Genomic DNA, 23,313 nt, shown 5'->3' with positions numbered 1-23,313 from the left:
GAACCGGGTTATTTGCCGATTTTGGCCGATGCCGGTCGCAATCCACGTAACTGCGGGTCTTCCGCTGCGTCACGGCGTGCCTGATGGGTGAGCAGGAACCAGGCGTAAGCCAGCAACATCATGGCGGCAAAGATTAAAAACAGCAGCGTGTTGTAATAGATCATAGCCCCCAGACAGACCACCGCCAGCACCAGTGCCAGCGCCGGAGCGAAAGGATAGAGCGGCGCACGAAACGGACGGATCAGGTTCGGCTCGCTGCGGCGAAGTTTGAACAGGGCTGCCATTGAAATGATATACATCACAATCGCCCCAAACACTGACATGGTGACGATATTTGCGGTCAAAGGCTGGCCGCCAATCACAATCAGAGAATCCGAGAAAATTGCCGCAATGCCCACCACGCCACCGGCAATAATGCCTAGGTGCGGAGTCTGAAAACGGGCGTTCACCGTCGCCAGCCGTTTCGGTAAATACCCCGCGCGCGCCAGCGCAAAAATCTGGCGGGAATACCCCATAATGATGCCGTGGAATGATGCGATAAGCCCAAACAGCCCCAGCCACACCAGCATGTGCAGCCAGCCGCTGTCGCTGCCGACAATCAGTTTCATCGCCTGCGGTAACGGGTCATTGATATTGGACAGCTTCGTCCAGTCGCCCACGCCACCCGCAAACAGCATCACGCCAAGCGCCAGCACGGTGAGCGTCAGGATCCCACCGATAAAGGCTTTCGGAATGGTTCGCTGCGGATCTTTCGCTTCCTCAGCGGCCATCGATGCCCCTTCAATGGCAAGAAAAAACCAGATCGCGAAAGGGATCGCGGCAAAAATACCGGAGAACGCCGCCGGGCTGAACGTATCGCTGCCCGCCCAGCCGCCGTGCATAAAGTTCGACATTTCAAAGCCAGGTGCCACCACGCCCATAAACACCAGCAATTCGAAAATCGCCAGCAGCGTGACCAGTAACTCGAAGGTTGCGGCAATGCTCACGCCAAGAATGTTGAGCACCATAAAGACGATATAGGCGCCAACCGCCACCCATTTGGGTTCGATGGCAGGAAACTGTACATTGAGATAGGCACCGATCGCCATCGCGATGGCGGGCGGCGCGAAGACGAACTCCACCAGCGTGGCGAATCCGGCGACAAATCCCCCGGTGGGGCCGAAGGCGCGGTAAGCGTAGGCAAAAGGCCCGCCGGCATGAGGAATGGAGGTGGTGAGTTCGGTAAAACTAAAGATAAAGGCGCAATACATCGCGGCAATCACCAGTGCGGTGATGAGAAAACCCAGAGTTCCTGCCTGAGCCCAGCCGTAACTCCAGCCAAAATACTCGCCGGAAATAACCAATCCGACGGCGATGCCCCAGAGTTTAAAACTGCCCAGCGTCCGCTTTAAAACGGGAGTGACTTTCGTGGTTTGCATGTGTGATCCCCTGCCCGGTGATAACTCAATTTTTGTTGGAAGCGAAAATGCCGCAGTGCTGCCCGGTCTTTCTGCCTACATCCGATCCTGCAAAGGCTGTACCACTTAAGCCATCCCGCGCCGAAGCGGTCTGACACCTTTCAGCCCACCGTTTTGCTTCATTTTGGCGCGCCGGTGTGGCCGTAAAATCCGAAACGGTGCGTTGGAGTGCTGTCATGAAATGCGGCTACAATAAAGCGCCCCCTTCCGGAGACTGACGCGTGAAAGAGATGGAACAACGAATTATCACCTGGCTCACAGAAGAGCCACTGCACCTGCGGGCGCTGACCGAGGTGCGTAAACTGGGGCTTAACGATGCCTGGCTGGCGGCTGGATTCGTACGCAATCTGGTGTGGGATCGGCTGCACGGTTACGATCAGGCGACACCGCTCAACGACATCGACGTGGTGTATTTCAGTCCAGAGAATTGTTCGTCCCTGGAAGATCAACGCCTGGAACAGCGCCTGTTACAGTCCTCGCCCGACCTGCCCTGGTCTGTGAAGAATCAGGCGCGGATGCATGAGCGGCACGGGCACGCGCCTTATACTTCCAGCGCACAGGCCATCAGTTACTGGGTTGAAGTGGAAACGGCGATTGGCGCACGGATGAACCCTGCCGGGCAGATCGAGCTCAATGCACCACTCGGGCTGGAAGCCCTTTTTACGTTCACTATCACGCCCAATCCGCGTCATGCCATCCCTGCGGTCTTTGCCGAACGTATCAGCAGCAAAGGCTGGCTGACGCGGTGGCCTGAACTTGTCGTGCAAGCACCGCGCTGACAGGGTAAGAAATCTGCGAAAACAATAAAGCCCGGCTCAGCGCCGCCGATAACGCTTAAGCACCCTTACGTGCAAAAAATTATCCACACTAAGCGAGGCTATTATGAGCACAATCAGTGCCACCGGCAGTTCGGTGAGTTCGTCCTCCAGCAGCGATGCGGGCAGCAGCAGCCAGATTGCGCAGCTGACGAAACAGATTCAGAAACTGACCGAGCAGGTCAAAAGTCTGAGCAGTTCAGGCGGCGATAAGGAACAGGTAAAACAACAGCAGGAACTGTTACAGCAACAAATCGAAATGCTGCAACAGCAAATTGCGGAGATCCAACAGCAGCAGGCCGAGAAAGCTCTCGAGCAGGTGCAAAAAGCCGAAGAAGCGTCTGAAATCAAAAAAGAAGAAGGCGTCAATAAGCCAACTGACACCAATGCCATTGATATCTACGTGTAACCGACGTTAGTCAGAAACAGCCAGCATGGTGTCAGGGTTTGAACATGCCCTGCTGGCTGCGTTTTTCACTCAGCAGTAAAGCCTGGTCTTTTACTACCTGCCAGATGGCCTGCGCGGCGGGAGACAGCGAGCGGTTTTTGCGTTTTGCCAGCATCAGCACGCGGTTAATTTCCGGCTCGAGCGGCCGGATAGCCAGCCTGCTCCCCTGCGGCACCGGCAGCGCCAGCGCCGGAAATACGCTGATGCCAATGCCTGCCTCCACCATCGGGAACAGCGTCGCGGTATGGCCGATCTCCTGAACGATTTCCGCCTTTACGCCCTGTGACTTCAGCGCTTTATCAATCAGCACGCGGCTGCCTGAGGCGTAATCCTGTAAGACCAGCTTGCAGCCGTTTAACGCCTTCCACTTGATGGCGCTCTGGCTGGCAAACGGATGATCTTCAGGACACATCAGCAAAAAGGGCTCATTCAGTACCGGTTCGCAGTCGAGATCCGTACTGGCACCGGGGTCGATCACAATACCGAAATCCACTTCTGCATTACGTACGCTGTTGAGCACCAGTTGCTGCGCCTGATCGCGGAGTAAAATTCGAATGTCGGGATAAAGCTGTTCGCCGCTGGCGATGCACTGAGGCATCAGTTGTGCGGAAATGGTCTGGCTGGATGCAATCCGCACGCGACCATTGTGCTGAGTGCCGAAACTTCGCGTATCAAGCAGCATCGCGTGCAACTCATCGAGCAGAGGCTCGGCACGGTTTGCGAGACGCCGCCCGGCATCGGTCAGCGCCACTTCCCGCGTGGTGCGATCCAGCAGCCGCACGCCCATCTCCCCTTCCAGCTCTTTCATGCTGTGGCTGACTGCCGACTGGCTCAGGCCGATGGCTTCCCCTGCCCGGCTGAAGCTGCCGTAGCGGGAAACGGCGACGAAAACGCGTAGCTGCCGGAGAGAATAATTCATGAATTTTCCACATTAATGGATTAAATAAATCAATTTTTTAATTGTAACCCACAGGCTCAGAATAGCGGAACAATATGACCTCTTTCTGAGACACCACAATGCGTTTCTTACCCGACCGTTTCACCCTTACGCTGATCGCCACCGTGTTGCTGGCGACATTTCTCCCGGCAAGCGGCATGTTTGTCGCCTTTTTCAATAACCTGACGATTATCGCCATCGGCCTGCTGTTCTTTATGCACGGTGCCAAGCTGTCGCGTGAGGCGATATTTCAGGGCAGCAATAACTGGCGGCTGCATCTGTGGGTGATGTTCAGCACCTTTATCCTGTTCCCGGTGCTCGGTCTGCTGTTTCAGTGGTGGCATCCGGTAGACGTCAGCCCGCAGATTTACAGCGGTTTCGTTTATCTGTGCATTCTGCCTGCCACCGTGCAATCAGCGATCGCGTTCACCTCACTGGCCGGCGGTAACGTGGCGGCGGCGGTGTGCAGCGCCTCGGCATCAAGCCTGCTGGGGATTTTCGTTTCACCGTTGCTGGTGAGCCTGCTGATGCATGTGCAGGGCACCACCGGTAACGGGCTTGAGCAGGTCGGCCACATCGTGTTGCAACTGCTGGTACCCTTTATCGCCGGGCATTTGTTGCGCCCGCTGATTGGCGGGTTTGTTGAACGTCACCGTAAGATGATTGGCAAAACTGACCAGACCTCCATCCTGCTGGTGGTGTATACCGCCTTCAGTGAGGCGGTCACTCAGGGGATCTGGCATCAGGTCGGCATCGGTTCACTGCTGTTTATCGTGGTGTTCAGTGTGGTGCTGCTGGCCTTCATTCTGGTGATAAATACTTACATGGCTCGCTGGATGGGATTCAGCAAAGCGGATGAAATCACCATTGTGTTCTGCGGTTCGAAAAAAAGCCTGGCGAACGGGATCCCGATGGCCAACATACTGTTCCCGGTCAGCGCGATTGGCATGATGGTGTTGCCTCTGATGATTTTCCATCAGGTTCAACTGATGACCTGTGCGGTGCTGGCGAAGAGATATCAGAAAAAACAGCAGGACATGGCGCAGAAGTCAGCGCAGATTACGGCATCGTAGAAACAACAAAGGCGCTGAAATCAGCGCCTTTGTTCATTTATTTCCTGACCTCAGTCGTCAGTTCCACCCAGACCCGGCCCGTTACGGCGCAGCGGGTTAATCAGACTTTGCAGCCCTTCGCTTTTGATTGTCAGCGTCAGTTGCATCAGCTCACCGAGTTTTCCCTGCGGAAATTCGTCTTTGCGGGCGAACCACAGCAAATATTCTTCCGGCAAGTCGATCAGCACCCGTCCGGCATATTTACCGAACGGCATCACCATATTGGCAATCTGGATCAGATCTTCTTTTTCCATCGCTTATTCACCCAGCAGGCGGATCATCTCCGCTTCATCGATAACCGCGATCCCAAGCTCCTGCGCTTTCGCAAGCTTGGATCCCGCGGCTTCACCGGCAATCACCAGATCGGTTTTCTTCGATACGCTGCCGGAGACTTTCGCGCCCAGCGCCGTCAGACGATCTTTGGCTTCGTCACGGGAGAGGATCGAAAGCGATCCGGTCAGCACCACGGTTTTACCGGCGAAAGGACTGTCGATCTCTTCCGGTACGATCACCTGTACTTCCGGCCAGTGAATGTTGATTTCCGGGCTGAGCAGCTCGTCGATCACCTGCTGGTTATGCTCTTCCGACAGGAAATTCACCACGTGTTTCGCCACCACGTCACCGACATCCGGAACGGTTTTCAGGGATTCGATATCCGCCGCTTTCAGCGCCTCCACCGAGCCATAATGTGCAGCCAGATTGGACGCCGTCGCTTCACCGACTTCGCGGATACCGAGCGCGTACAGGAAACGCGCCAGCGTGGTTTCTTTGGCTTTCTCCAGCGCGTTGACCACATTTTGCGCGGATTTCGGCCCCATACGATCCAGGCCGGTAAGTTTGCCCGCGGTCAGACGGAACAGATCCGCCGGATTTTTGACGTACTCTTTTTCCACCAGCTGATCGATAATTTTATCGCCCATACCGTCAACGTCCAGCGCGCGGCGGGAAACGAAATGTTTCAGCGCCTCTTTGCGCTGTGCGCCACAGATAAGCCCGCCGGTACAGCGGGCAACGGCTTCGCCTTCCACACGTTCAACGTCTGAATGACAGACCGGGCAGTGTGCCGGAAATACCACTTCGCGGGCATTTTCAGGGCGCTCTTCCATCACCACGCCAACGACCTGCGGGATGACATCACCGGCACGGCGAACGATAACTGTATCGCCGATGCGCAGGCCCAGACGCTCGATTTCATCGGCATTGTGCAGCGTCGCATTACTGACCATGACGCCCGCCACCAGCACCGGTTCCAGGCGCGCCACCGGCGTAATCGCACCGGTCCGGCCAACCTGGAATTCGACGTCTTTCACCAGCGTAATTTGCTCCTGCGCGGGGAATTTAAACGCCGTCGCCCAGCGCGGCGCACGCGCCACAAAGCCCAGCGTTTCCTGAATATCCAGTGAATCAATTTTGACAACGACGCCATCGATATCAAAGCCCAGCGCAGGGCGGTCAGCTTCCACCTGACGATAAAACGCCACCACTTCGTCGCTACCGGTGCAGACTCGCACGCGATCGCTGACCGGCAGGCCCCAGGCTTTCAGCTGTTGCAGGCGTTCATAATGGCTGCGGGGTAATTCACCGCCGTCCAGCACGCCTATGCCGTAGCAGAGAAACGTCAGAGGGCGTTTGGCCGTAATGCGCGGATCAAGCTGGCGCAGGGACCCCGCCGCCGCGTTACGCGGATTGGCGAACACCTTGCCGCCAGTGCGACGCGCTTCTTCGTTCATCGCTTCAAAACCCGGCTGCGGCATAAACACTTCACCGCGCACTTCGAGACGCGCAGGAATATTGTCACCGTGCAGACGTAGCGGGATGGCGCGGATAGTGCGCACGTTGGCGGTAATGTTCTCGCCCGTAGTGCCGTCGCCGCGCGTGGCCGCCTGCACCAGTTCACCGTTCTCATACAGCAGACTGACCGCCAGCCCGTCGAGTTTCAGTTCACAGCAGAAGGTCAGCGGTTCAGCCGTTTTCAGCCGATCCTGAACGCGCTTATAAAATGCCAGATAGCTCTCTTCATCGAAGACGTTATCCAGAGAAAGCATCGGTACCTGATGTTTAACCTGCCCGAATTCAGAAAGCGGCGCGGCACCGACGCGCTGCGTCGGTGAATCGGCGGTGACCAGATCAGGGTATGCCGTTTCCAGCTCGCGCAGTTCGCGCATCAGACGATCGTATTCGGCATCAGGCACTTCAGGGGCATCAAGAACGTGATACTGATATTCGTGATGGCGCAGCTGAGTGCGTAATTGGTGGATTTGTTCTTCGATAGTGGCCATGACTCACCGTGGAGATAAAAAACCCCCGCAAGCGGGGGTCAGGAGATAGGGGATGTCACAACCGCCTGAGTCAGGCAGTCGCCTCGAGGACCTCACGGATCCGCGCTTTATAGGTTTCAAGCTTCTGCGGCGTAATCATACGACGCTCATCGTCAAGCACCATCGCACCGACATCATCGGCAATGCGTTGGGCAGACTGCAACAGCAGTTTGAAGTTCTGATGCGCATCGCCAAAGCAAGGCACCATCATGAACAACGTAATTCCTGGTGTGGAGAAGTCGGACATATTGTCAGGGTCGAATGAACCCGGTTTGACCATATTTGCCAGACTGAACAACACCGGACCACTGCCCGCAGGGCTGACGTGACGATGGAAAATATTCATGGCACCAAACTGGAAGCCCGACTGAAGCACGCTGTTGAGCAACACTTCACCGCCGATAACGCCGCCCTGATGCGCAGCAACGTGCAGCACCAGAACCGTCTCTTTCAGCTTCGCTTTTTCTGCCGGTGCATCTGGCTCAGCAGGCGCAAAAGCTGACGACTGAGGCTCTGCTTTCGCCGCAGGGGCTGCATCCGCATGAATCTCCTGCGGAGGAACCGGTGCCTGCGTTCTCACTGGCGCTGAAGGCGCAAAATCGACCGCAGGTTCGCGGCGCGATGCGACATCAGGCTCAGCGGCAGAATAACCACTTAACAGCGGATCTTCCTGAACAGCAGTGTGTTGAGGCTGAGCGGGTTGCGGTTGACGAGCAGCAGGGGCTGGCGCTGGCTGCACAGGCTGAACCTGTGGCTGACGTGGCGGTGCAGCCTGTTCTGGCTCATCATACTGACCAAAAGTCGGTTCATCCTGAGGATAAGCAGGACGCACGCGCACTTCCCCCACTCCATCGACAAAATCGTCCGACGGAGACTGGTCCCGTTCTTTTTTCATTCGTTTAGCTGGACGATCACGAAACAGCGAAGAGCGTTCTTTACGGCTGGTCCACAAACCGTGCAATAACAACGCTATTATGGCGATCGCGCCAACAACGATTAATATCAGACGCAAATCCTGCATCATTGCTATCTCTGTTGTTCTAATTCATTGCCACCACGGCAAACATTCACATGTTTAACTCTATTTGCCCACGTAGATAAGTGCAAGTCTGGACTCTACTTTCTGCTAATAAACATGGTAGTCGCACCTTTTTTTGCTGTTTTTTCCGCCAATACGCGGCTAGCCAGTGGAAAATCATACCGATATGATAGTCCATGTCATTCAACTCAGAGAGAAAATTTCATCCATGACTTCATCACCAGGCGCCGGACAACACAATGGCGTGCATTATTTCAAACAGGGCTGGACGCTCATTTCCTTACCAGGGATCCGACGTTTTGTGATTTTGCCCCTCGCCGTCAACGTGATTTTGATGGGCGGAGCCTTCTGGTGGCTGTTCAGCAAACTGGGAGAATGGATCCCCGCGATGATGAGCCGCATTCCCGGCTGGCTCAGCTGGCTGGATTATCTGATCTGGCCGGTGGCGGTGATTTCCGTGGTACTGGTGTTCAGCTATTTCTTCAGCACCCTGGCCAACCTGATTGCCGCGCCCTTCAGCGGCCTGCTTTCCGAACAACTTGAAGCCCGCCTGACCGGTAAAGCCCCACCGGATACCGGCATCTGGGACATCATGAAAGATCTGCCACGCATCATGAAACGCGAATGGCAGAAGCTGGCGTATTACCTGCCGCGTGCTTTGCTGCTTTTCGCACTGTATTTCATTCCGGTGATAGGTCAGACCGCGGCACCGGTGCTTTGGTTCCTGTTCAGCGCCTGGATGGTGGTGATCCAATACTGTGACTATCCTTTTGATAATCATAAAGTCAGTTTTGCCGATATGCGGCGGTCGCTCGGTAAAAACAAGATCGACAACATGCAGTTTGGCGCGCTGGTCAGCCTGTTTACCATGATACCGGTGCTGAATCTGGTGATCCTGCCGGTTGCCGTGTGCGGTGCGACGGCGATGTGGTGCGATCGTTACCGGGATCTGTATGTCCGAAATAACCGCGACATCAATCCGACACGTGGCTGAGCCGCGTCAGCACTTGTTTTAACAGCCTTTTATTTCAACAGCCGCCCTGCGCGGCTGTTCGCTTCACTTGACTTTTGCGCGTCAAACTTATTTCTTAATAACCTATCGATATACCAAATACCAAAAGCTTACTTCACTCGAAAAGCCGTTCGCGTATGCTTTTCTGATTCCCACTAATTTCAGAGTGTTGAAAGCTTCACACCGTGGATATTTCATACAGTTAAAGGACGGGTTATGAGCAAGATCTATGAAGACAATTCATTAACAATCGGCCATACGCCACTGGTTCGCCTGAACCGAATCGGTAATGGACGTATCCTGGCTAAGGTCGAGTCGCGTAACCCGAGCTTCAGTGTGAAGTGCCGTATCGGTGCCAACATGATTTGGGACGCCGAAAAACGCGGGATTCTGACCAAAGATATCGAACTGGTTGAACCTACCAGCGGTAACACGGGTATCGCTCTCGCGTACGTGGCCGCCGCGCGCGGCTACAAACTGACGCTGACCATGCCTGAAACCATGAGCGTGGAGCGCCGCAAGTTGCTCAAAGCCCTCGGTGCCAATCTGGTGCTGACCGAAGGCGCAAAAGGTATGAAAGGGGCGATCGCCAAAGCGGAAGAAATTCAGGCCAGCGATCCGCAGCGTTATCTGATCCTTCAGCAGTTCAGCAACCCGGCGAACCCGGCCATTCACGAACAAACCACCGGTCCTGAAATCTGGGAAGACACCGACGGCGACGTGGATGTACTGATTGCTGGCGTCGGCACCGGCGGTACCATCACCGGGACGGGCCGTTATCTGAAAAGCAAAAAAAGCAGCGTGACGCTGGTGGCCGTGGAGCCAACCGATTCCCCTGTTATCACCCAGACGCTTAACGGCGAAGAAGTGAAACCAGGCCCGCACAAAATTCAGGGCATTGGTGCCGGTTTTATTCCGGGAAATCTGGATTTAGAACTGCTGGACCGTGTGACGCTGATCACAAATGATGAATCCATTCAGATGGCACGCCGCCTGATGGAAGAAGAAGGGATTCTGGCCGGTATTTCTTCCGGTGCAGCCGTCGCCGCCGCAGTGAAATTATCTGAAGAAGCCGACTTTGCCGACAAAACCATCGTGGTGATTTTACCGTCTTCCGGTGAGCGCTATCTGAGTACCGCATTATTTGCAGATTTGTTCACTGAAAAAGAATTGCAACAATAATGCCACATCCTTGAAATCGATTAAAAAAGCACCTTAACGGGTGCTTTTTTGTGGGCTGCGTCAAACTTTACACCACTCTGCCATTGATTTTACCCGCCAGGTTTAGTATTTAACCGGACAATTATTTCGGTGCGCGAAATTAATCGCTTCCACCCCGCCTCCCGCTGAATCGATTTACCGATTTGTTACAAGGGGGAAAAAGACGGCATAATGGGGTGATAACAGGAAAGCCTAGATCTAGGGCAAAGAGTTTTATCGCAGAGTGCGCTATTTTCTCTTTTCTGTTGCATCAGAACCTGCCCCTGAACCATAGTCAGGCGCGAATCTCTCAGGCCAAAGTGAAGCCAGTACGCTAAACTTTAGCTCCACAACATTACTTTAATAAGTTGGGGAAACAACAATGTTCCAGCAAGAAGTTACTATCACTGCACCTAATGGTCTGCACACTCGCCCGGCGGCACAATTCGTGAAAGAAGCGAAAGGTTTCACTTCTGACATCACCGTGACTTCAAACGGTAAAAGCGCCAGTGCTAAAAGTCTGTTTAAACTGCAAACTTTGGGCCTGACCCAAGGTACCGTTGTGACCCTCTCAGCTGAAGGTGAAGACGAGCAGAAAGCCGTTGAACACTTGGTAAAACTGATGGCAGAGCTCGAGTAACAACAGCCGCTCTTATATAGTTTAAACCAGTCAAGAGAAAGGTAGGGTTATGATTTCAGGCATTTTAGTATCTCCCGGTATCGCTTTCGGCAAAGCACTTCTGTTGAAAGAAGATGAAATTGTCATCAACCGGAAAAAAATCTCTCCCGATCACGTTGATCAGGAAGTTGAACGTTTCCTTACTGGCCGTGCGAAAGCATCTGCCCAGCTGGAAGTGATCAAGACCAAAGCCGGTGAGACCTTCGGTGAAGAGAAAGAAGCCATCTTCGAAGGCCACATCATGTTGTTGGAAGACGAAGAGCTTGAGCAGGAAATCATAGCCCTCATCAAAGACGAGCACGCTTCTGCTGACGCAGCGGCTTACTCGGTGATTGAAGGCCAGGCGAAAGCCCTGGAAGAGCTTGATGATGAATACCTGAAAGAACGTGCGGCTGACGTGCGTGACATCGGTAAACGTCTTCTGCGCAACATTCTGGACATGGCGATTGTCGATCTGAGCTCCATCCAGGACGAAGTGATTCTGGTTGCGACCGATCTGACGCCGTCAGAAACAGCACAGCTGAACCTGAACAAGGTGCTCGGCTTTATTACTGATTTAGGTGGCCGTACTTCTCACACCTCTATCATGGCCCGCTCACTGGAACTGCCTGCTATCGTAGGTACCAGCGACGTGACCAAACAAGTCAAAAACGATGACTATCTGATCCTTGATGCCGTGAACAATAAAATCTACGTCAACCCGACGGCGGATATTATTGACCAGCTGAAAGCGGTTCAGAACCAGTACATCTCTGAAAAAGACGAACTGACCAAGCTGAAAGATCTGCCTGCGATTACGCTGGACGGTCATCAGGTTGAAGTCTGTGCCAACATCGGTACCGTGCGCGACGTCGCCGGTGCAGAGCGCAATGGCGCTGAAGGTGTCGGCCTGTATCGTACCGAATTCCTGTTCATGGACCGTGACAGCCTGCCTACCGAAGAAGAGCAATTCCAGGCCTATAAAGCCGTTGCTGAAGCGATGGGTTCACAAGCTGTTATCGTACGTACCATGGACATCGGCGGTGATAAAGACCTGCCGTACATGAACCTGCCAAAAGAAGAAAACCCGTTCCTGGGCTGGCGTGCAATCCGTATCTGTCTGGACCGTAAAGAAATTCTTCACGACCAGCTGAAAGGTATTCTGCGTGCTTCTGCGTTCGGTAAACTGCGCATCATGTTCCCGATGATCATTTCTGTTGAAGAAGTGCGTGAACTGAAAGCAGAACTCGAAATGCTGAAAGTCCAGCTGCGCGAGAAAGGCCAGGCGTTCGATGAAACTATCGAAGTTGGCGTGATGGTTGAAACTCCGGCCGCGGCCGTGATTGCTCACCATCTGGCAAAAGAAGTCGATTTCTTCAGTATTGGTACAAACGACCTCACCCAGTATACTTTGGCTGTGGATCGCGGTAACGAGCTGATCTCTCATCTTTACAACCCAATGTCTCCGTCTGTACTTGGCTTAATCAAGCAAGTTATTGACGCATCTCATGCTGCCGGTAAATGGACAGGGATGTGCGGCGAGCTAGCCGGTGACGAACGTGCTACACTTCTTCTATTGGGCATGGGGTTAGATGAGTTCAGCATGAGTGCTATCTCTATCCCACGCATCAAGAAAATTATTCGCAATACAAACTTCGAAGATGTGAAAGCGCTGGCAGATGAGGCTCTGGCTCAACCTACGGCGCAAGAGTTGATGAACCTGGTCAACAAGTTCATTGAAGAAAAAACACTCTGCTAATTGCGCGATGCTGTAAAGCTGCCCAAATTAATGCTTAGGAGAAGATCATGGGTTTGTTCGATAAACTGAAATCATTGGTTTCTGATGATAAAAAAGACGTTGGCACTATTGAAATCGTAGCGCCAATTTCTGGTGAAATTGTCAACATTGAAGATGTGCCAGACGTTGTTTTCGCTGAGAAAATCGTCGGCGACGGTATTGCTATCAAACCAACTGGCAACAAAATGGTTGCTCCGGTTGACGGCACTATCGGTAAAATCTTTGAAACTAACCATGCTTTTTCAATCGAATCCGACAGTGGCATCGAACTGTTTGTTCACTTCGGTATCGATACGGTGGAACTGAAAGGCGAAGGCTTCAAACGCATCGCTGAAGAAGGCCAACGTGTGAAGAAAGGTGATTTGATTATCGAGTTTGATCTGGCTCTTCTGGAAGAGAAAGCGAAGTCTACCCTGACTCCGGTTGTTATCTCTAACATGGACGAGATCAAAGAGCTGATTAAACTGACTGGTAGCGTGACAGTGGGCGAAACCCCAATTATCCGCATCAAGAAGTAAGTCGCTTAGCGATAAGAAAGAAAAACGGCGCTCAGGCGCCGTTTTTTTATGTCTGCAATTGTGCAATGTAGCGGGACGTTCCCGCCCGCAAACCGCCGTTTCAGATCTTCCAGTGCGGCACCTGCAGGCTGATCACCAGCCCGTGAGGGTGCGCATTACGCGCATCAACCTTCCCTTCGTGGGCAACCATCACCTTGCGGGTGATCGCCAGCCCCAGCCCGTAGCCTTTGCCTGAAAGCGGCGACTTCACGCGCACGAACGGATCAAAAATACTCGACAGCTTATCTTCTTCCACGCCCGGCCCCTGATCGGCCACTTCAATCTGCAAATACTCTTCGAGATGCGCCAGAGAAACCGTGATGGTTTGCCCCCGCGCCGAAAAACGAAGCGCGTTACGCACCACATTATCGACCGCGCGACGCATCAGCTCCGCATTTCCTTTGACCGTGTAATCCGCGCAGTCCGGCGTCTCAGGCGACATGACGATCTCCACGCCCGGCAGCTGCGCTTCATAACGCGCATCATTGACCACGGCCTCTACCAGCCCGTACAGGTCGAAATACTCTTCATCAGGGATTTCACTGCTTTCTGTACGCGATAACGCCAGCAGTTCGCCGATCATCTTATCCAGGCGCCCTGCTTCGTGTTCGATACGGCTCAGCGATGTTTCTACGTTGGAAGGATTTTGCCGCGCCAGCCCGATCGCCAGTTGCAAACGCGCCAGCGGAGAACGCAGCTCGTGCGACACATCATGCAGCAGTTCTTCACGCGCTTTGACCAGCACCTGCAAACGTTCAGCCATGGCATCAAAATCACGCGCCACTTCGGAAAGCTCATCGTGGCGTTTTCCCATACTGGAGAACAGACGCACCGAGAGATCGCCCTGCGCCACCCGACCAAAGGCTTTACGCATTTGCAGCATGGGCCGCGTCAGGTTCCAGGCCAGCACGGCGCTGAACAGCAACCCGCCCAGACCGCCGAGCCACAACAGCGGCGGGGGCATATTCAGTAAATCCCGGTGGCGCTGCGGCCGGTATTCGTGCATCAACCCCTGCACATCATAACGCAGGCGATAGCCCTGCCCGTTCGGCCCCTGAACGAATTCCACCACTTCGTGAGGGATTTTCCCCGGCTCTAAATCCTCCACGGTGTCGCCCTGTGCAGGCAGCAGCGAAGGTGTCACCGAAAACAACTGGCGATCGCTCTCCGGCCAGTTCGCCATCATATTATTCAGTGCAGGCATTCCGCCGGTGTGCAGCGTGGAGACAGCCGAATTGATTTGCAGTTTGACAAAGCGCCGGGCGATACCACTTTCCGGCGGCTCATGCGGGTTATAAAAGGCGAAAACCACCCAAAGGCCCTGGGTGATGGCAACGAAGGTAAACCAAAATCCTAAAAGGATTTTCCAGAACAGCCTTCCGCGCATACGTTTATCGGATCCGGTAACCAATGCTGCGCACCGTCTCAATAGTCAAAATGTCGCCACCGTCCAGTGAACCGAGTTTCTGACGGATATTGCTGATGTGCACGTCGATGCTGCGATCATAAGCTTCACGCGGGCGCCCCAGACCTTTTTCCGACAATTCATCTTTTGACACCACACGTTCCGGGGAACGTAACAGCAGTTCGAGAAGATTGAACTCAGAGGCCGTCAGGTCGAAAGACACGCCGCGCCATTCACTGCTGCGGGTGGCAGGGTTGAGCGTCAGATCGCCGTAGTTGACCGAAGAGGAATCTGAGTGCGATTCCTGCTGTTCTTCCACACGACGCAGCACCGCACGCAGACGGGCCACCAGTTCGCGCGGATAGCACGGTTTTGGCATGTAATCATCAGCGCCCATTTCCAGGCCGATCACGCGATCAATGTTATCGCCCTTGGCGGTCAGCATGATGATCGGCAGACGGCTGTTCTTGCGCACCTGACGCAGCACATCGATACCGCTCATGTCCGGTAACATGATGTCGAGGATCATCGCGGTGTATTCGCCAGACATTGCACCTTCCACACCCGCTTTACCGGTCAGAACCAGAGAGGCATCAAAGCCTTCGGCAATCAGGTATTCACTGAGCATGGTGCCCAGTTCAAGATCGTCATCGACTAACAAAATTTTCATTATTTTTCCGCCTGACTAAAATTTTGGTCATTTTTACCACTAAGCCTGCAATTCGCAGCCGCTTTTACTCTAATTTTACATTCATCAGCTGAATATAGAATCAGACATCAAAAACGCCAGTAGATAAATACCGGTCGCCACGATCGCAGATGATGGCAACGACCACGCTGCCCGGCTGGCTTTTTGCCACACGCAACGCGCCTGCCACGGCACCGCCGGAGCTGACGCCGCAGAAAAGCCCTTCTTCACGCGCCAGAGCCCGCATAGTCTCTTCTGCCTCTGTCTGGCCCATATCCATCACGTCATCCACCAGATCAGCTTTGAAAATGCCCGGCATATACTCAGCGGGCCAGCGGCGGATACCCGGAATGCTGCTGCCCTCGGAAGGTTGCAGCCCGACAATCGTGACGGCGGCACTCTGGCTGCGCAGATAGCGACTGACGCCGGTGATGGTGCCGGTGGTGCCCATGCTGGAAACAAAATGCGTCACACGCCCGTGAGTCTGCTGCCAGATTTCAGGGCCGGTGGTGGTGAAGTGCGCGAGGGGATTGTCGGGATTATTGAACTGATCCAGCACTTTCCCCTGCCCCTGCTTCTCCATCTCCAGGGCGAGGTCCCGTGCGCCTTCCATGCCCTGCGCCCGGCTGACCAGCAGCAACTCAGCGCCGTAAGCGCGCATAGAGGCCTGACGTTCAAGACTCATGTTTTCCGGCATCAGCAATTTCAGTTTGTAGCCTTTGAGTGCGGAAATCATCGCCAGTGCAATACCGGTGTTGCCGCTGGTGGCTTCAATGAGCGTATCGCCGGGGCGGATTTCACCACGCTTTTCTGCCTGCTCAATCATAAACAGTGCCGCGCGGTCTTTGACTGAGCCGGCAGGATTATTGCCTTCCAGTTTGACCCAAATCTCGCTATCCAGCCCGGCAGTCAGCCGCTGTAATCTGACCAGAGGGGTATTACCGATATAGTGTTCGAGCGTGCTCACTGTGCTTGCCTTATCTTGCGGATATGAAAAAAGAGCGGTTATAAACCACTCTTTAAAATCTGTAATAGAAGGAAATTAACAGCAGGGAGAATGATTGGCAAACAGTTGTACAGCCAGATCAGCGATTTTGAAATGACGTCTTAACTGGCGTTGAGAATTTTTTCCAGCGCATAACGCTTGCCGCGGCTGACTATTCTGAAGTTATTAAAAACTTTGTCACCGGGTTGAGCGAAGATCAGTTTATTGCCTTTCTTAACGCCAATTTTCATCCTGCCTGCTTTTCCTGAAACCAGCACAATTCTCGGCAGTGGCGGAGGCTGAATTTTGGCGGGAGCGGCTGGCTGGGTTTCATTCTCCGGGGCGACGGTAAAGCCTGGTGAACCCGATTTTGCTGAGAATAACAGCGTTGCCGGGTTGATAAGCTTTCCGTTATAGCTTAATTCGAAATGCAGATGCGGGCCGGTCGTCCGCCCCGATGCGCCGGAAAGCGCAATAATATCGCCCTTCGACACTTTTTGCCGGGCATGCACCTTAATGCTGCTCAGATGCAGATACTTACTGACCCAGCCGTTTTTATGGGTAATCACCAGATATCGCCCGGAAATCGGATCGCCAGCAACCTGTGTCACGATTCCATCCTGAACGGACGCCACTTTGCTGAACATCGGAGCCTGAAAATCCGTGCCGTGATGCTCAGCATAGCGCGCCGTGACCGGGTGGAAACGCCGCCCGAACCCGGAAGTCACCTGCATAGGGATGAGTAAAGGAGGGGCGAGTGAGATTTGTCGGCTGACATGCGGGGCTGAAGCCGGTTTAAGCTTATGCCCCTTCGGGCCCGCCACCGCCCACTGCGAACAAATCAAAACGCCCCACAGGCAACCTTTCAACAATGTCATCAGGGGACAATGCAGATATGGAAAAGAATCAACCCCGCCAGAGCAATCGCCGGGCCGAAGGGAATATACTTATTCTCCTGGGTAAACGGGCTGTCAGAAACATGCAGGATTTTCTCGTAATATCCCCATGCCGCCAGATAGAAAAATCCGCCAACGACAGAAGAAATTAAAATTAATTCCGGCAATAAATCTAATCCTAACCAGGCGGATACCGCCGCATAGAGTTTTACATCGCCGTTGCCCAAACCATCATGACCGCGGAATTTCTTATATAACGTCATCACACCGTACATCACCGCCCAGGCGGTAATAACGCCCAGCACAGACTGCTGCGGTTTCACCGGGATGATATCAAGCACGGAAGCCAACACTCCGCCCCATAACAACATAAAGACCAGTGAGTCGGGCAGAAGCATACTTTTGAGATCTATCATCGCCAGCGTATATAAAATACAAAAAAAGCCCATACAAAAGACGAACTCATTCACGCTGATACGCGGAACCAGGTGCAATGCCATTAATGTAAACCAGATACCCACAATCGCTTCCGATATCGGATACTGGACGGAAATACCGGTTCCGCAGAACCGGCATTTCCCTTTGAGCCACAACCAGCTGAATACAGGAATGTTATCGCGTTTCAATATTGGCTTATCACATTCCGGGCAATGTGAAGGAGGCCACCAGAGGTTAAATGCGCCGGTGGTGTTCTCTTCCTCATAGTGTGCAAGAACCATCAGCGGCAGCCGATAAATCACCACATTAAGGAAACTCCCAATCACTAACCCCACGATCAAGGCAAATATCGGGTAACTTGAAAACAAAATAAATTCAGCCATAAAAAAACCTTACTTAATATATATCAATTACAAACTATTTCTGTACCCGACACAACATCTTGCATACTAATAGGTGCATCAGTATCAGTCGAGCCGTTGCCATATAAAGGCGATATCGTTAGCTTACTTCCTGTATAGTAGGCATGTTTTTCATCATCTCCGGCAGCAAGCTTACTTTGCCAGGTACCTTTCATCACAAGATTAATAGAATCAATAGTAATTAAATTAACCACCGCCCCTGCGCTTGCCTTATTACTCCACGATAGCTCCACAGGGTTACCAGTGCCAGTACCTTTTGTAATTGAACGGCGCTCAGTTTTTACAAAGGACTCGGTAACCCTCATCTTAGTGCCATCAGTTGGAGAAACGGACTCAGCTTCCCAGACTGCAATAACTTCCCCTGTTGCAAGTTTAGTACCATGTTTAGCGTTTTTTTCAGGTACTCCGGGATTTATTCCAGCCATGACTTCAATGCGAATATTTCGAAAACTTCGCATAGGTAAAGTAACAGTATCAAATGCTTTTTGAGAGAAGTTTGCAGCGACTTTCTGATTATGAATATTCGAAATTGTCGCCACTCGTATAGTATCTTTTATATATTTATTATTATACCAGAAATCACCTAATGTAATATTATTCAGTGATGGATCTCTGTACAATGCAACTGCAGAATCGATGAAAGCAGTAGGATTTGAGGATTGAACATCCTCTATAGGGGTAACACCCGGCGCTAAAAAACCACCTGATAAAAGAGTCCAACTACGCAACGGTATAAATACACGGTCATAGTCTGTAGCGTGATATTTATCATATATAACCCCTGTAATAGGACCAGAAGTTTCAGTAGTCAAGGATTTGTCATTCCAGTACTCCTTAGCATCAAAAAAGCGACCGGTCGGAGTGATTACCCCTTTGTCTTCACGAGAAAATGCTTTGTTATTGCGATGAGCTGCATAACCAGTAAAGTTCCCTTTGTATTTTCGCTTATCTATAGGTACGTAATAAATATTAGCCCAAATAGACTCAGCTGCCGTATTGTTTAATAATACTGATTCAGTATTATTTGTTAAAGTTATCGTCAGAGGTTCGTAAGGACTTGGACATGTCTCGGCATATTCGCCAGTAGTCGGTTCAATATATGTAAAACTCCCGCCCTTATTGTCAACTGCTGGAGTATTTCTTACCGCATGGGCTATACCTGAAGCCCCCATACTTATCAGCGCAGAAATAACAACTGCCATCGTTTTTTTCTTACTAAGACATTTGTTGCTTTTCATAATATATATCCTTATAAGATTATTAATATTGCGACATTTTAGAAATTGCGTCTGTCAGCGCATACAATGACAGAAACACCCAAATAACACAGCCACCCAGAATCAATGTTGAAAGCGCTTTTAACAGCCCGGAAACCTTGACAATATACTCCTGAATTTTGACCCTTGACTTGTCAGACACCGCAGTCAATACATCATTAAAAGAAGGTAAACTCGAATACAGTGTAATATTGAGTAGTTCTTCTGCACCGAACAGGCCGGTGTTTAATGAGTCACCGTAGTTTTCCCCCGAGGTCATTTTCAATAGCATGGCATCCACATGGGACTTTAACCAGCGGTTAGCATTAAGTGCCAGTATGTTCAGGCTGTCATTAATCGGAATGTTATTTTTCAACATTCTGGCAAGGTTATTCAGAAAAACAGATGCCGATATTTGCTTAAATGTTGAAAAGGGCATGATTTTATCGAGGTATCTGTTTCTCAAGTCACCGGTAAAATTCGCCATCATGAAACGCATCAAAAAAAATGCACTAACAAAACCCAAAATAATAAAAATCCATAACCCGTGAAATAACGCCGTGCCAAAATTAAATAATCGCTGTGTTATCACCGGCCAGTGATCAATGGGCACGACCTCGGCAAAAGCAGGAAACACCTTGAGCGCATAACCGGTAATAACACCCAGCGCCAATACCATCATAATGATGGGAAAGGTCACGGCTGATATCAGTTTTTTCATTAACAAATCATTGTACTCAATAATATTCACCAACGTCATAAATCCGTCAGCTAACCCGCCACTGCGCTCGGAGGCATGAATAATACTCAGTTCATCGCGCGGTACAAGATCCTGAAACACCGAAGCAATCGAAATACCGCCCTTCATTTTCGAAATTAAAAACTGGAGTTTGATACCAAATGATTTCCCGAGTAATAATTGGCTTTCCACCTGAAGTTTTAACAGTGACTCATAAAGGGGCAAGTCCGCGTTAATCATATCAGAGCAGAACTGGTATAAATAAAGACGATGCTTTTTACTAAATTTTCTCAAGGATCACCTCCAGGCTTTCACTTTCAAGCTCACCGAACTCCATTTCAAACCAGGAAGCGCAGACTTTACCTGCAAGCACTTTCGCCATGACTTTTTCTTTGATTTCGAAACCTTCTGAAAGCGAAGCTTTTCTTTTACGCTTTTCACGCCAGATTGTATAAACTCTTAACCACTCCTGCTTCGCAATGGCTTCAAGTTCTTCATAGCCTGGGCGCATATATTCAAGAACCAGCTGACGCCCGGAAATACCGGTATGATTACATCGTATACATCCATCATTACTGCGCGAAAAAACATTAAAATGGCGATCAAGAAGAATCATCTCGCGGCTGACTTTACAGTGCTCACAGATTACCGGAACCAGTTTCTGACACTGCAAGCCTGCAACAAAACCTGGCGTCGAGAGCTTATCGCTGGTAATCCCTAACGCGGACAAACGTTGCAATAAGGAAACAATATTCCCCGCATGTACAGTGGTAAAACAGTAGTGTCCGCTTTCTACTGCACCGGCAAGTGCGTTAGCGGAAATGGTGTCGCGTATTTCCCCGACCATCAATACATCCGGGTCACGACGTAATGCGGATTTTATCGCCAGATGAAAACCGCCGCCTTCAGCATTCAGCACTGAGCTTTGCTTGGCGCCATAAATCTGATACTCAACCGGATCCTCGACGGTAAGAAAACAACCACGGTCGTCATACCGGTTAATTTGCAGCCACTCCATTAAATTCTTCAGCGTGGTTGACTTACCTGAACCGGTCGTCCCTGCGATAATATAAGCACCATAAGGATTGCTCAGAATTTTTTTGAGGTCAGTCAACTCCTCTTTATTAACACCTAATTTATCTAAGCTGGCGATGGCACCTTTTTGTATACCCGAAGGGATAATACGTAATACCGCATGGTAACAACCCGCCGTTTCACCGAAAATGGGGAAATGAGCATAGCGGAAACGGTAGTTTTTATTCGCCAGTGTATACAGAATGTTTGCGCTTTGCGGTATAGCCCGGTTCCAGGTGGTATCTTTGGTACTGGCCTCCACATTATATAAAACGAAGACCAGCTCATCGCACCTGTCAGATTTCATCTGGGTGAAGACGCTCAGTACACCATTTATTCTGAACTCTACCTGAGCAATATTATCGTTACGGGTAATATGCAGGTCGCTTGCGCCTAAATTAACAGCGTTCAGTAACAACTTCTCCAGTGAGTTTTGAATATCACTGTTATCAATAAGTGTCAGCTTTCTACGGTTAACCGACGTTTGCTCAAGGACAATAAAATAATCGTCCTCACTGATGATAGCGACACCGCACACATCACACTCATAGAACGTTTTAAGCTGATAAAGATCACTATCAAGTGTGGCGAGTTTTTCAAGTAAAGTTGAACGCGTGAGTAAATATTCCCCACCCTGACTCTCAGCAGTAATGAGATCTTCTTCATACTCAGTAAAACGCCATTCACCATTGAGAATAGCGTCATTATCCAAATAAATAACACCTAAACTCACTTAGTGATTTCCCTCACAGTTGGCATCCCTCGTCCAGAATTGGAAACGATAAACTGATGCCCTTCCTGGGTAAATTTCTCGTTCAGCCTGACCATTTTAACGCCATCACCAGAGGACACAGCCACCCGTGACACGCCGGCAATTTCAGAAACCAGCACGACTTTTGGCAATGCCACAGCTTCCACAGTTTCAACAGGTTGAACATCGGGCTGAACGGGCTCAGTGACCTCCGGAGCACGCACAGGCTCAACGGATATAGGTTCATTATCCTCTTTCAACTTATTTATTTCGCTGCGTATTTTTTCGAGCTCAAGCTCATTCGATAATTCCCTCTTTTGTGCATCGAAGGTAATATCATTCTGCATCATCTGAATAATATGTTCCTGTACAGGCGTTGGGATACTTTCAGCCGTATTCGCAGGTTCTGCCGGATTCACCGAAGATTCAGCGGCATAAATTTGAAATGAAACTGGGTTTAACACCAGCAGTAAAGAAAAAGTTAACTTCCAGTTTTGCATACGAAACCTCCTGAGATGCTGACAACGCCTGATTTAATGTCGATACTTTTGATGATAAAATCATCACGAAAAGCCAGACCTTCAAAGATGCTAATTAAATGAGGAATACTATTTTCTTTCGTTTCCATCTTCCATGAACCAAAAAGTAAAGCATAATATTTCCCCCTGACACCCAGTTCTTTTTCAATTTCAATGACGCTTGATGCTGGCGGAGTTGTAACTTCAAACATTCCCAATATCATTCCAGAAGAATTCAAAGAGTAAATATAATTAAGCATTCTCTCACATTCTGTTACGTTGACATCTTCATTAGCTTTATATTTTTTAAGCAAAACATTACTATCTAACTTAGATGGTATGTCTGAAAAGCTGACTTCTTTTTCTGAAAAGCTGCCTGAGAAAACGCTTCCCCAGATTTCTTTATTTTGCAGACTAAAAACATGGCCCTTCTGAATGTCATAGTTGAATGTACAGCCAGACGTAGTACAGGTTGCAGATTTTTCATCATATCCAGACAGGCTTAATTTCAATCTGCTTTTATACATTTCAGACAGCAATAAACCCAGGCGTTCAATACTTCCGCCAGCGAGGTTCTTATCATAAAAACTTGAAACTTGTGATATCTTAGCCTGAATAGCCTGTTCTGTTCTTTTGAGTTCTTCCTCATGCTGTTTATGAGGCGTATAAATCAGGTAATACCAACCGGCAGCGCCCCCTGCTAAAACAAGAATGATGAGCGCGATGACAATACCCATGGTTTTGCTGGGTTTTCTACTGTTCTTCCAAAAATACAGTCCGCTTTTCATAA

At 50.9% G+C, this 23,313-nt stretch carries 23 protein-coding genes; 8 read left to right on the top strand and 15 right to left on the bottom strand.

Annotated features, from left to right (window positions below):
• Window positions 1-8 precede the first annotated feature (8 nt).
• Window positions 9-1,418, bottom strand: coding sequence for an ethanolamine permease (gene eat, locus ED901_RS24030; RefSeq protein ID WP_056774116.1), 1,410 nt, complete (start codon window positions 1,416-1,418; stop codon window positions 9-11).
• A 269-nt stretch (window positions 1,419-1,687) separates the two neighbouring features.
• On the opposite strand from eat, the gene ED901_RS24025 reads away from it, so the two are divergent.
• Window positions 1,688-2,236: a nucleotidyltransferase family protein gene (locus ED901_RS24025; RefSeq protein WP_122097601.1), complete on the top strand. Its 549-nt coding sequence runs from the start codon at window positions 1,688-1,690 to the stop codon at window positions 2,234-2,236.
• Between the two features lie 103 nt (window positions 2,237-2,339).
• On the top strand, window positions 2,340-2,681 hold the full coding sequence (locus ED901_RS24020) for a FlxA-like family protein (RefSeq protein WP_122097469.1): 342 nt from the start codon (window positions 2,340-2,342) through the stop codon (window positions 2,679-2,681).
• 31 nt (window positions 2,682-2,712) lie between these two features.
• Here the strand turns inward: ED901_RS24020 and ED901_RS24015 are convergent, their stop codons facing one another.
• Window positions 2,713-3,639: a LysR family transcriptional regulator gene (locus ED901_RS24015; protein ID WP_122097468.1), complete on the bottom strand. Its 927-nt coding sequence runs from the start codon at window positions 3,637-3,639 to the stop codon at window positions 2,713-2,715.
• Between the two features lie 98 nt (window positions 3,640-3,737).
• Between ED901_RS24015 and ED901_RS24010 the strand changes: the two genes are divergently transcribed.
• The gene (locus ED901_RS24010; protein WP_122097467.1) at window positions 3,738-4,730 is read left to right on the top strand and encodes a bile acid:sodium symporter family protein; all 993 of its coding nucleotides are present in this window, start codon (window positions 3,738-3,740) and stop codon (window positions 4,728-4,730) included.
• 50 nt (window positions 4,731-4,780) lie between these two features.
• Here ED901_RS24010 and ED901_RS24005 read toward each other — a convergent pair whose 3' ends face one another.
• The 3 genes from ED901_RS24005 to zipA form a co-directional block, all read right to left on the bottom strand.
• Window positions 4,781-5,023, bottom strand: a complete 243-nt coding sequence (locus ED901_RS24005) for a DUF3820 family protein (protein ID WP_056774102.1) — start codon at window positions 5,021-5,023, stop codon at window positions 4,781-4,783.
• Window positions 5,024-5,026: 3 nt separating this feature from the next.
• The gene (ligA, locus tag ED901_RS24000) at window positions 5,027-7,048 is read right to left on the bottom strand and encodes an NAD-dependent DNA ligase LigA (RefSeq protein WP_122097466.1); all 2,022 of its coding nucleotides are present in this window, start codon (window positions 7,046-7,048) and stop codon (window positions 5,027-5,029) included.
• 70 nt (window positions 7,049-7,118) lie between these two features.
• On the bottom strand, window positions 7,119-8,111 hold the full coding sequence (zipA, locus tag ED901_RS23995) for a cell division protein ZipA (RefSeq protein ID WP_122097465.1): 993 nt from the start codon (window positions 8,109-8,111) through the stop codon (window positions 7,119-7,121).
• Window positions 8,112-8,334: 223 nt separating this feature from the next.
• Between zipA and cysZ the strand changes: the two genes are divergently transcribed.
• The 5 genes from cysZ to crr all read left to right on the top strand — a co-directional run bounded on the left by cysZ (window position 8,335) and on the right by crr (window position 13,312).
• Entirely contained in the window at window positions 8,335-9,120 is a 786-nt protein-coding gene (gene cysZ, locus ED901_RS23990; protein ID WP_122097464.1) for a sulfate transporter CysZ, read from the top strand.
• A gap of 234 nt (window positions 9,121-9,354) precedes the next feature.
• Window positions 9,355-10,320, top strand: a complete 966-nt coding sequence (cysK, locus tag ED901_RS23985) for a cysteine synthase A (protein ID WP_056774087.1) — start codon at window positions 9,355-9,357, stop codon at window positions 10,318-10,320.
• A 400-nt stretch (window positions 10,321-10,720) separates the two neighbouring features.
• Window positions 10,721-10,978: a phosphocarrier protein Hpr gene (gene ptsH / locus ED901_RS23980; RefSeq protein WP_003038086.1), complete on the top strand. Its 258-nt coding sequence runs from the start codon at window positions 10,721-10,723 to the stop codon at window positions 10,976-10,978.
• Window positions 10,979-11,027: 49 nt separating this feature from the next.
• A complete protein-coding gene (gene ptsI / locus ED901_RS23975; protein ID WP_056774083.1) occupies window positions 11,028-12,755 on the top strand; it encodes a phosphoenolpyruvate-protein phosphotransferase PtsI in 1,728 nt (575 codons plus the stop codon).
• Window positions 12,756-12,802: 47 nt separating this feature from the next.
• Entirely contained in the window at window positions 12,803-13,312 is a 510-nt protein-coding gene (gene crr / locus ED901_RS23970) for a PTS glucose transporter subunit IIA (RefSeq protein ID WP_056774079.1), read from the top strand.
• A 100-nt stretch (window positions 13,313-13,412) separates the two neighbouring features.
• Here crr and ED901_RS23965 read toward each other — a convergent pair whose 3' ends face one another.
• The 10 genes from ED901_RS23965 to ED901_RS23920 all read right to left on the bottom strand — a co-directional run bounded on the left by ED901_RS23965 (window position 13,413) and on the right by ED901_RS23920 (window position 23,311).
• Window positions 13,413-14,738, bottom strand: coding sequence for an ATP-binding protein (locus ED901_RS23965; protein WP_122097463.1), 1,326 nt, complete (start codon window positions 14,736-14,738; stop codon window positions 13,413-13,415).
• A 4-nt stretch (window positions 14,739-14,742) separates the two neighbouring features.
• On the bottom strand, window positions 14,743-15,426 hold the full coding sequence (locus ED901_RS23960) for a response regulator transcription factor (RefSeq protein ID WP_056774073.1): 684 nt from the start codon (window positions 15,424-15,426) through the stop codon (window positions 14,743-14,745).
• 100 nt (window positions 15,427-15,526) lie between these two features.
• On the bottom strand, window positions 15,527-16,411 hold the full coding sequence (gene cysM / locus ED901_RS23955; protein WP_122097462.1) for a cysteine synthase CysM: 885 nt from the start codon (window positions 16,409-16,411) through the stop codon (window positions 15,527-15,529).
• Window positions 16,412-16,551: 140 nt separating this feature from the next.
• Entirely contained in the window at window positions 16,552-17,307 is a 756-nt protein-coding gene (locus ED901_RS23950; RefSeq protein ID WP_122097461.1) for a M23 family metallopeptidase, read from the bottom strand.
• Window positions 17,307-18,146 (bottom strand): A24 family peptidase, encoded by an 840-nt coding sequence (locus ED901_RS23945; RefSeq protein ID WP_122097460.1) that lies wholly within the window; start codon window positions 18,144-18,146, stop codon window positions 17,307-17,309. The genes ED901_RS23950 and ED901_RS23945 overlap by 1 nt, the downstream gene beginning before the upstream one ends.
• 23 nt (window positions 18,147-18,169) lie before the next feature.
• Window positions 18,170-19,423: a hypothetical protein gene (locus ED901_RS23940; protein ID WP_122097459.1), complete on the bottom strand. Its 1,254-nt coding sequence runs from the start codon at window positions 19,421-19,423 to the stop codon at window positions 18,170-18,172.
• 22 nt (window positions 19,424-19,445) lie between these two features.
• Window positions 19,446-20,474, bottom strand: coding sequence for a type II secretion system F family protein (locus ED901_RS23935; RefSeq protein ID WP_122097458.1), 1,029 nt, complete (start codon window positions 20,472-20,474; stop codon window positions 19,446-19,448).
• Window positions 20,461-21,987: an ATPase, T2SS/T4P/T4SS family gene (locus tag ED901_RS23930; RefSeq protein ID WP_122097457.1), complete on the bottom strand. Its 1,527-nt coding sequence runs from the start codon at window positions 21,985-21,987 to the stop codon at window positions 20,461-20,463. Before ED901_RS23930 ends, ED901_RS23935 begins: the two co-directional genes overlap by 14 nt.
• On the bottom strand, window positions 21,984-22,505 hold the full coding sequence (locus ED901_RS23925; RefSeq protein ID WP_122097456.1) for a hypothetical protein: 522 nt from the start codon (window positions 22,503-22,505) through the stop codon (window positions 21,984-21,986). The genes ED901_RS23930 and ED901_RS23925 overlap by 4 nt, the downstream gene beginning before the upstream one ends.
• Window positions 22,487-23,311: a hypothetical protein gene (locus tag ED901_RS23920; protein ID WP_122097455.1), complete on the bottom strand. Its 825-nt coding sequence runs from the start codon at window positions 23,309-23,311 to the stop codon at window positions 22,487-22,489. The genes ED901_RS23925 and ED901_RS23920 overlap by 19 nt, the downstream gene beginning before the upstream one ends.
• Window positions 23,312-23,313 lie beyond the last annotated feature (2 nt).

Source organism: Rahnella sp. Larv3_ips, assembly GCF_003697865.1.
Taxonomy (GTDB): Bacteria; Pseudomonadota; Gammaproteobacteria; order Enterobacterales; family Enterobacteriaceae; genus Rahnella; species Rahnella rivi.
The sequence above is the reverse complement of the archived record's forward strand: the minus strand, read 5'-3'. Positions and strand labels throughout refer to the sequence as shown.

Excerpts from the sequence above, each read along its gene's own strand:
- cysZ (WP_122097464.1), top strand. The coding sequence starts at position 8,335 with ATGACTTCATCACCAGGCGCCGGACAACACAATGGCGTGCATTATTTC.
- ED901_RS23965 (WP_122097463.1), bottom strand. The coding sequence starts at position 14,738 with ATGCGCGGAAGGCTGTTCTGGAAAATCCTTTTAGGATTTTGGTTTACC.
- crr (WP_056774079.1), top strand. The coding sequence starts at position 12,803 with ATGGGTTTGTTCGATAAACTGAAATCATTGGTTTCTGATGATAAAAAA.
- ED901_RS24015 (WP_122097468.1), bottom strand. The coding sequence starts at position 3,639 with ATGAATTATTCTCTCCGGCAGCTACGCGTTTTCGTCGCCGTTTCCCGC.
- ED901_RS24020 (WP_122097469.1), top strand. The coding sequence starts at position 2,340 with ATGAGCACAATCAGTGCCACCGGCAGTTCGGTGAGTTCGTCCTCCAGC.
- cysK (WP_056774087.1), top strand. The coding sequence starts at position 9,355 with ATGAGCAAGATCTATGAAGACAATTCATTAACAATCGGCCATACGCCA.
- ED901_RS23960 (WP_056774073.1), bottom strand. The coding sequence starts at position 15,426 with ATGAAAATTTTGTTAGTCGATGACGATCTTGAACTGGGCACCATGCTC.
- ED901_RS23950 (WP_122097461.1), bottom strand. The coding sequence starts at position 17,307 with ATGACATTGTTGAAAGGTTGCCTGTGGGGCGTTTTGATTTGTTCGCAG.
- ptsI (WP_056774083.1), top strand. The coding sequence starts at position 11,028 with ATGATTTCAGGCATTTTAGTATCTCCCGGTATCGCTTTCGGCAAAGCA.
- ED901_RS23945 (WP_122097460.1), bottom strand. The coding sequence starts at position 18,146 with ATGGCTGAATTTATTTTGTTTTCAAGTTACCCGATATTTGCCTTGATC.
- eat (WP_056774116.1), bottom strand. The coding sequence starts at position 1,418 with ATGCAAACCACGAAAGTCACTCCCGTTTTAAAGCGGACGCTGGGCAGT.
- ED901_RS23925 (WP_122097456.1), bottom strand. The coding sequence starts at position 22,505 with ATGCAAAACTGGAAGTTAACTTTTTCTTTACTGCTGGTGTTAAACCCA.
- ED901_RS24005 (WP_056774102.1), bottom strand. The coding sequence starts at position 5,023 with ATGGAAAAAGAAGATCTGATCCAGATTGCCAATATGGTGATGCCGTTC.
- ptsH (WP_003038086.1), top strand. The coding sequence starts at position 10,721 with ATGTTCCAGCAAGAAGTTACTATCACTGCACCTAATGGTCTGCACACT.
- ED901_RS24025 (WP_122097601.1), top strand. The coding sequence starts at position 1,688 with ATGGAACAACGAATTATCACCTGGCTCACAGAAGAGCCACTGCACCTG.
- ED901_RS23940 (WP_122097459.1), bottom strand. The coding sequence starts at position 19,423 with ATGAAAAGCAACAAATGTCTTAGTAAGAAAAAAACGATGGCAGTTGTT.
- ligA (WP_122097466.1), bottom strand. The coding sequence starts at position 7,048 with ATGGCCACTATCGAAGAACAAATCCACCAATTACGCACTCAGCTGCGC.
- ED901_RS23920 (WP_122097455.1), bottom strand. The coding sequence starts at position 23,311 with ATGAAAAGCGGACTGTATTTTTGGAAGAACAGTAGAAAACCCAGCAAA.
- zipA (WP_122097465.1), bottom strand. The coding sequence starts at position 8,111 with ATGATGCAGGATTTGCGTCTGATATTAATCGTTGTTGGCGCGATCGCC.
- ED901_RS24010 (WP_122097467.1), top strand. The coding sequence starts at position 3,738 with ATGCGTTTCTTACCCGACCGTTTCACCCTTACGCTGATCGCCACCGTG.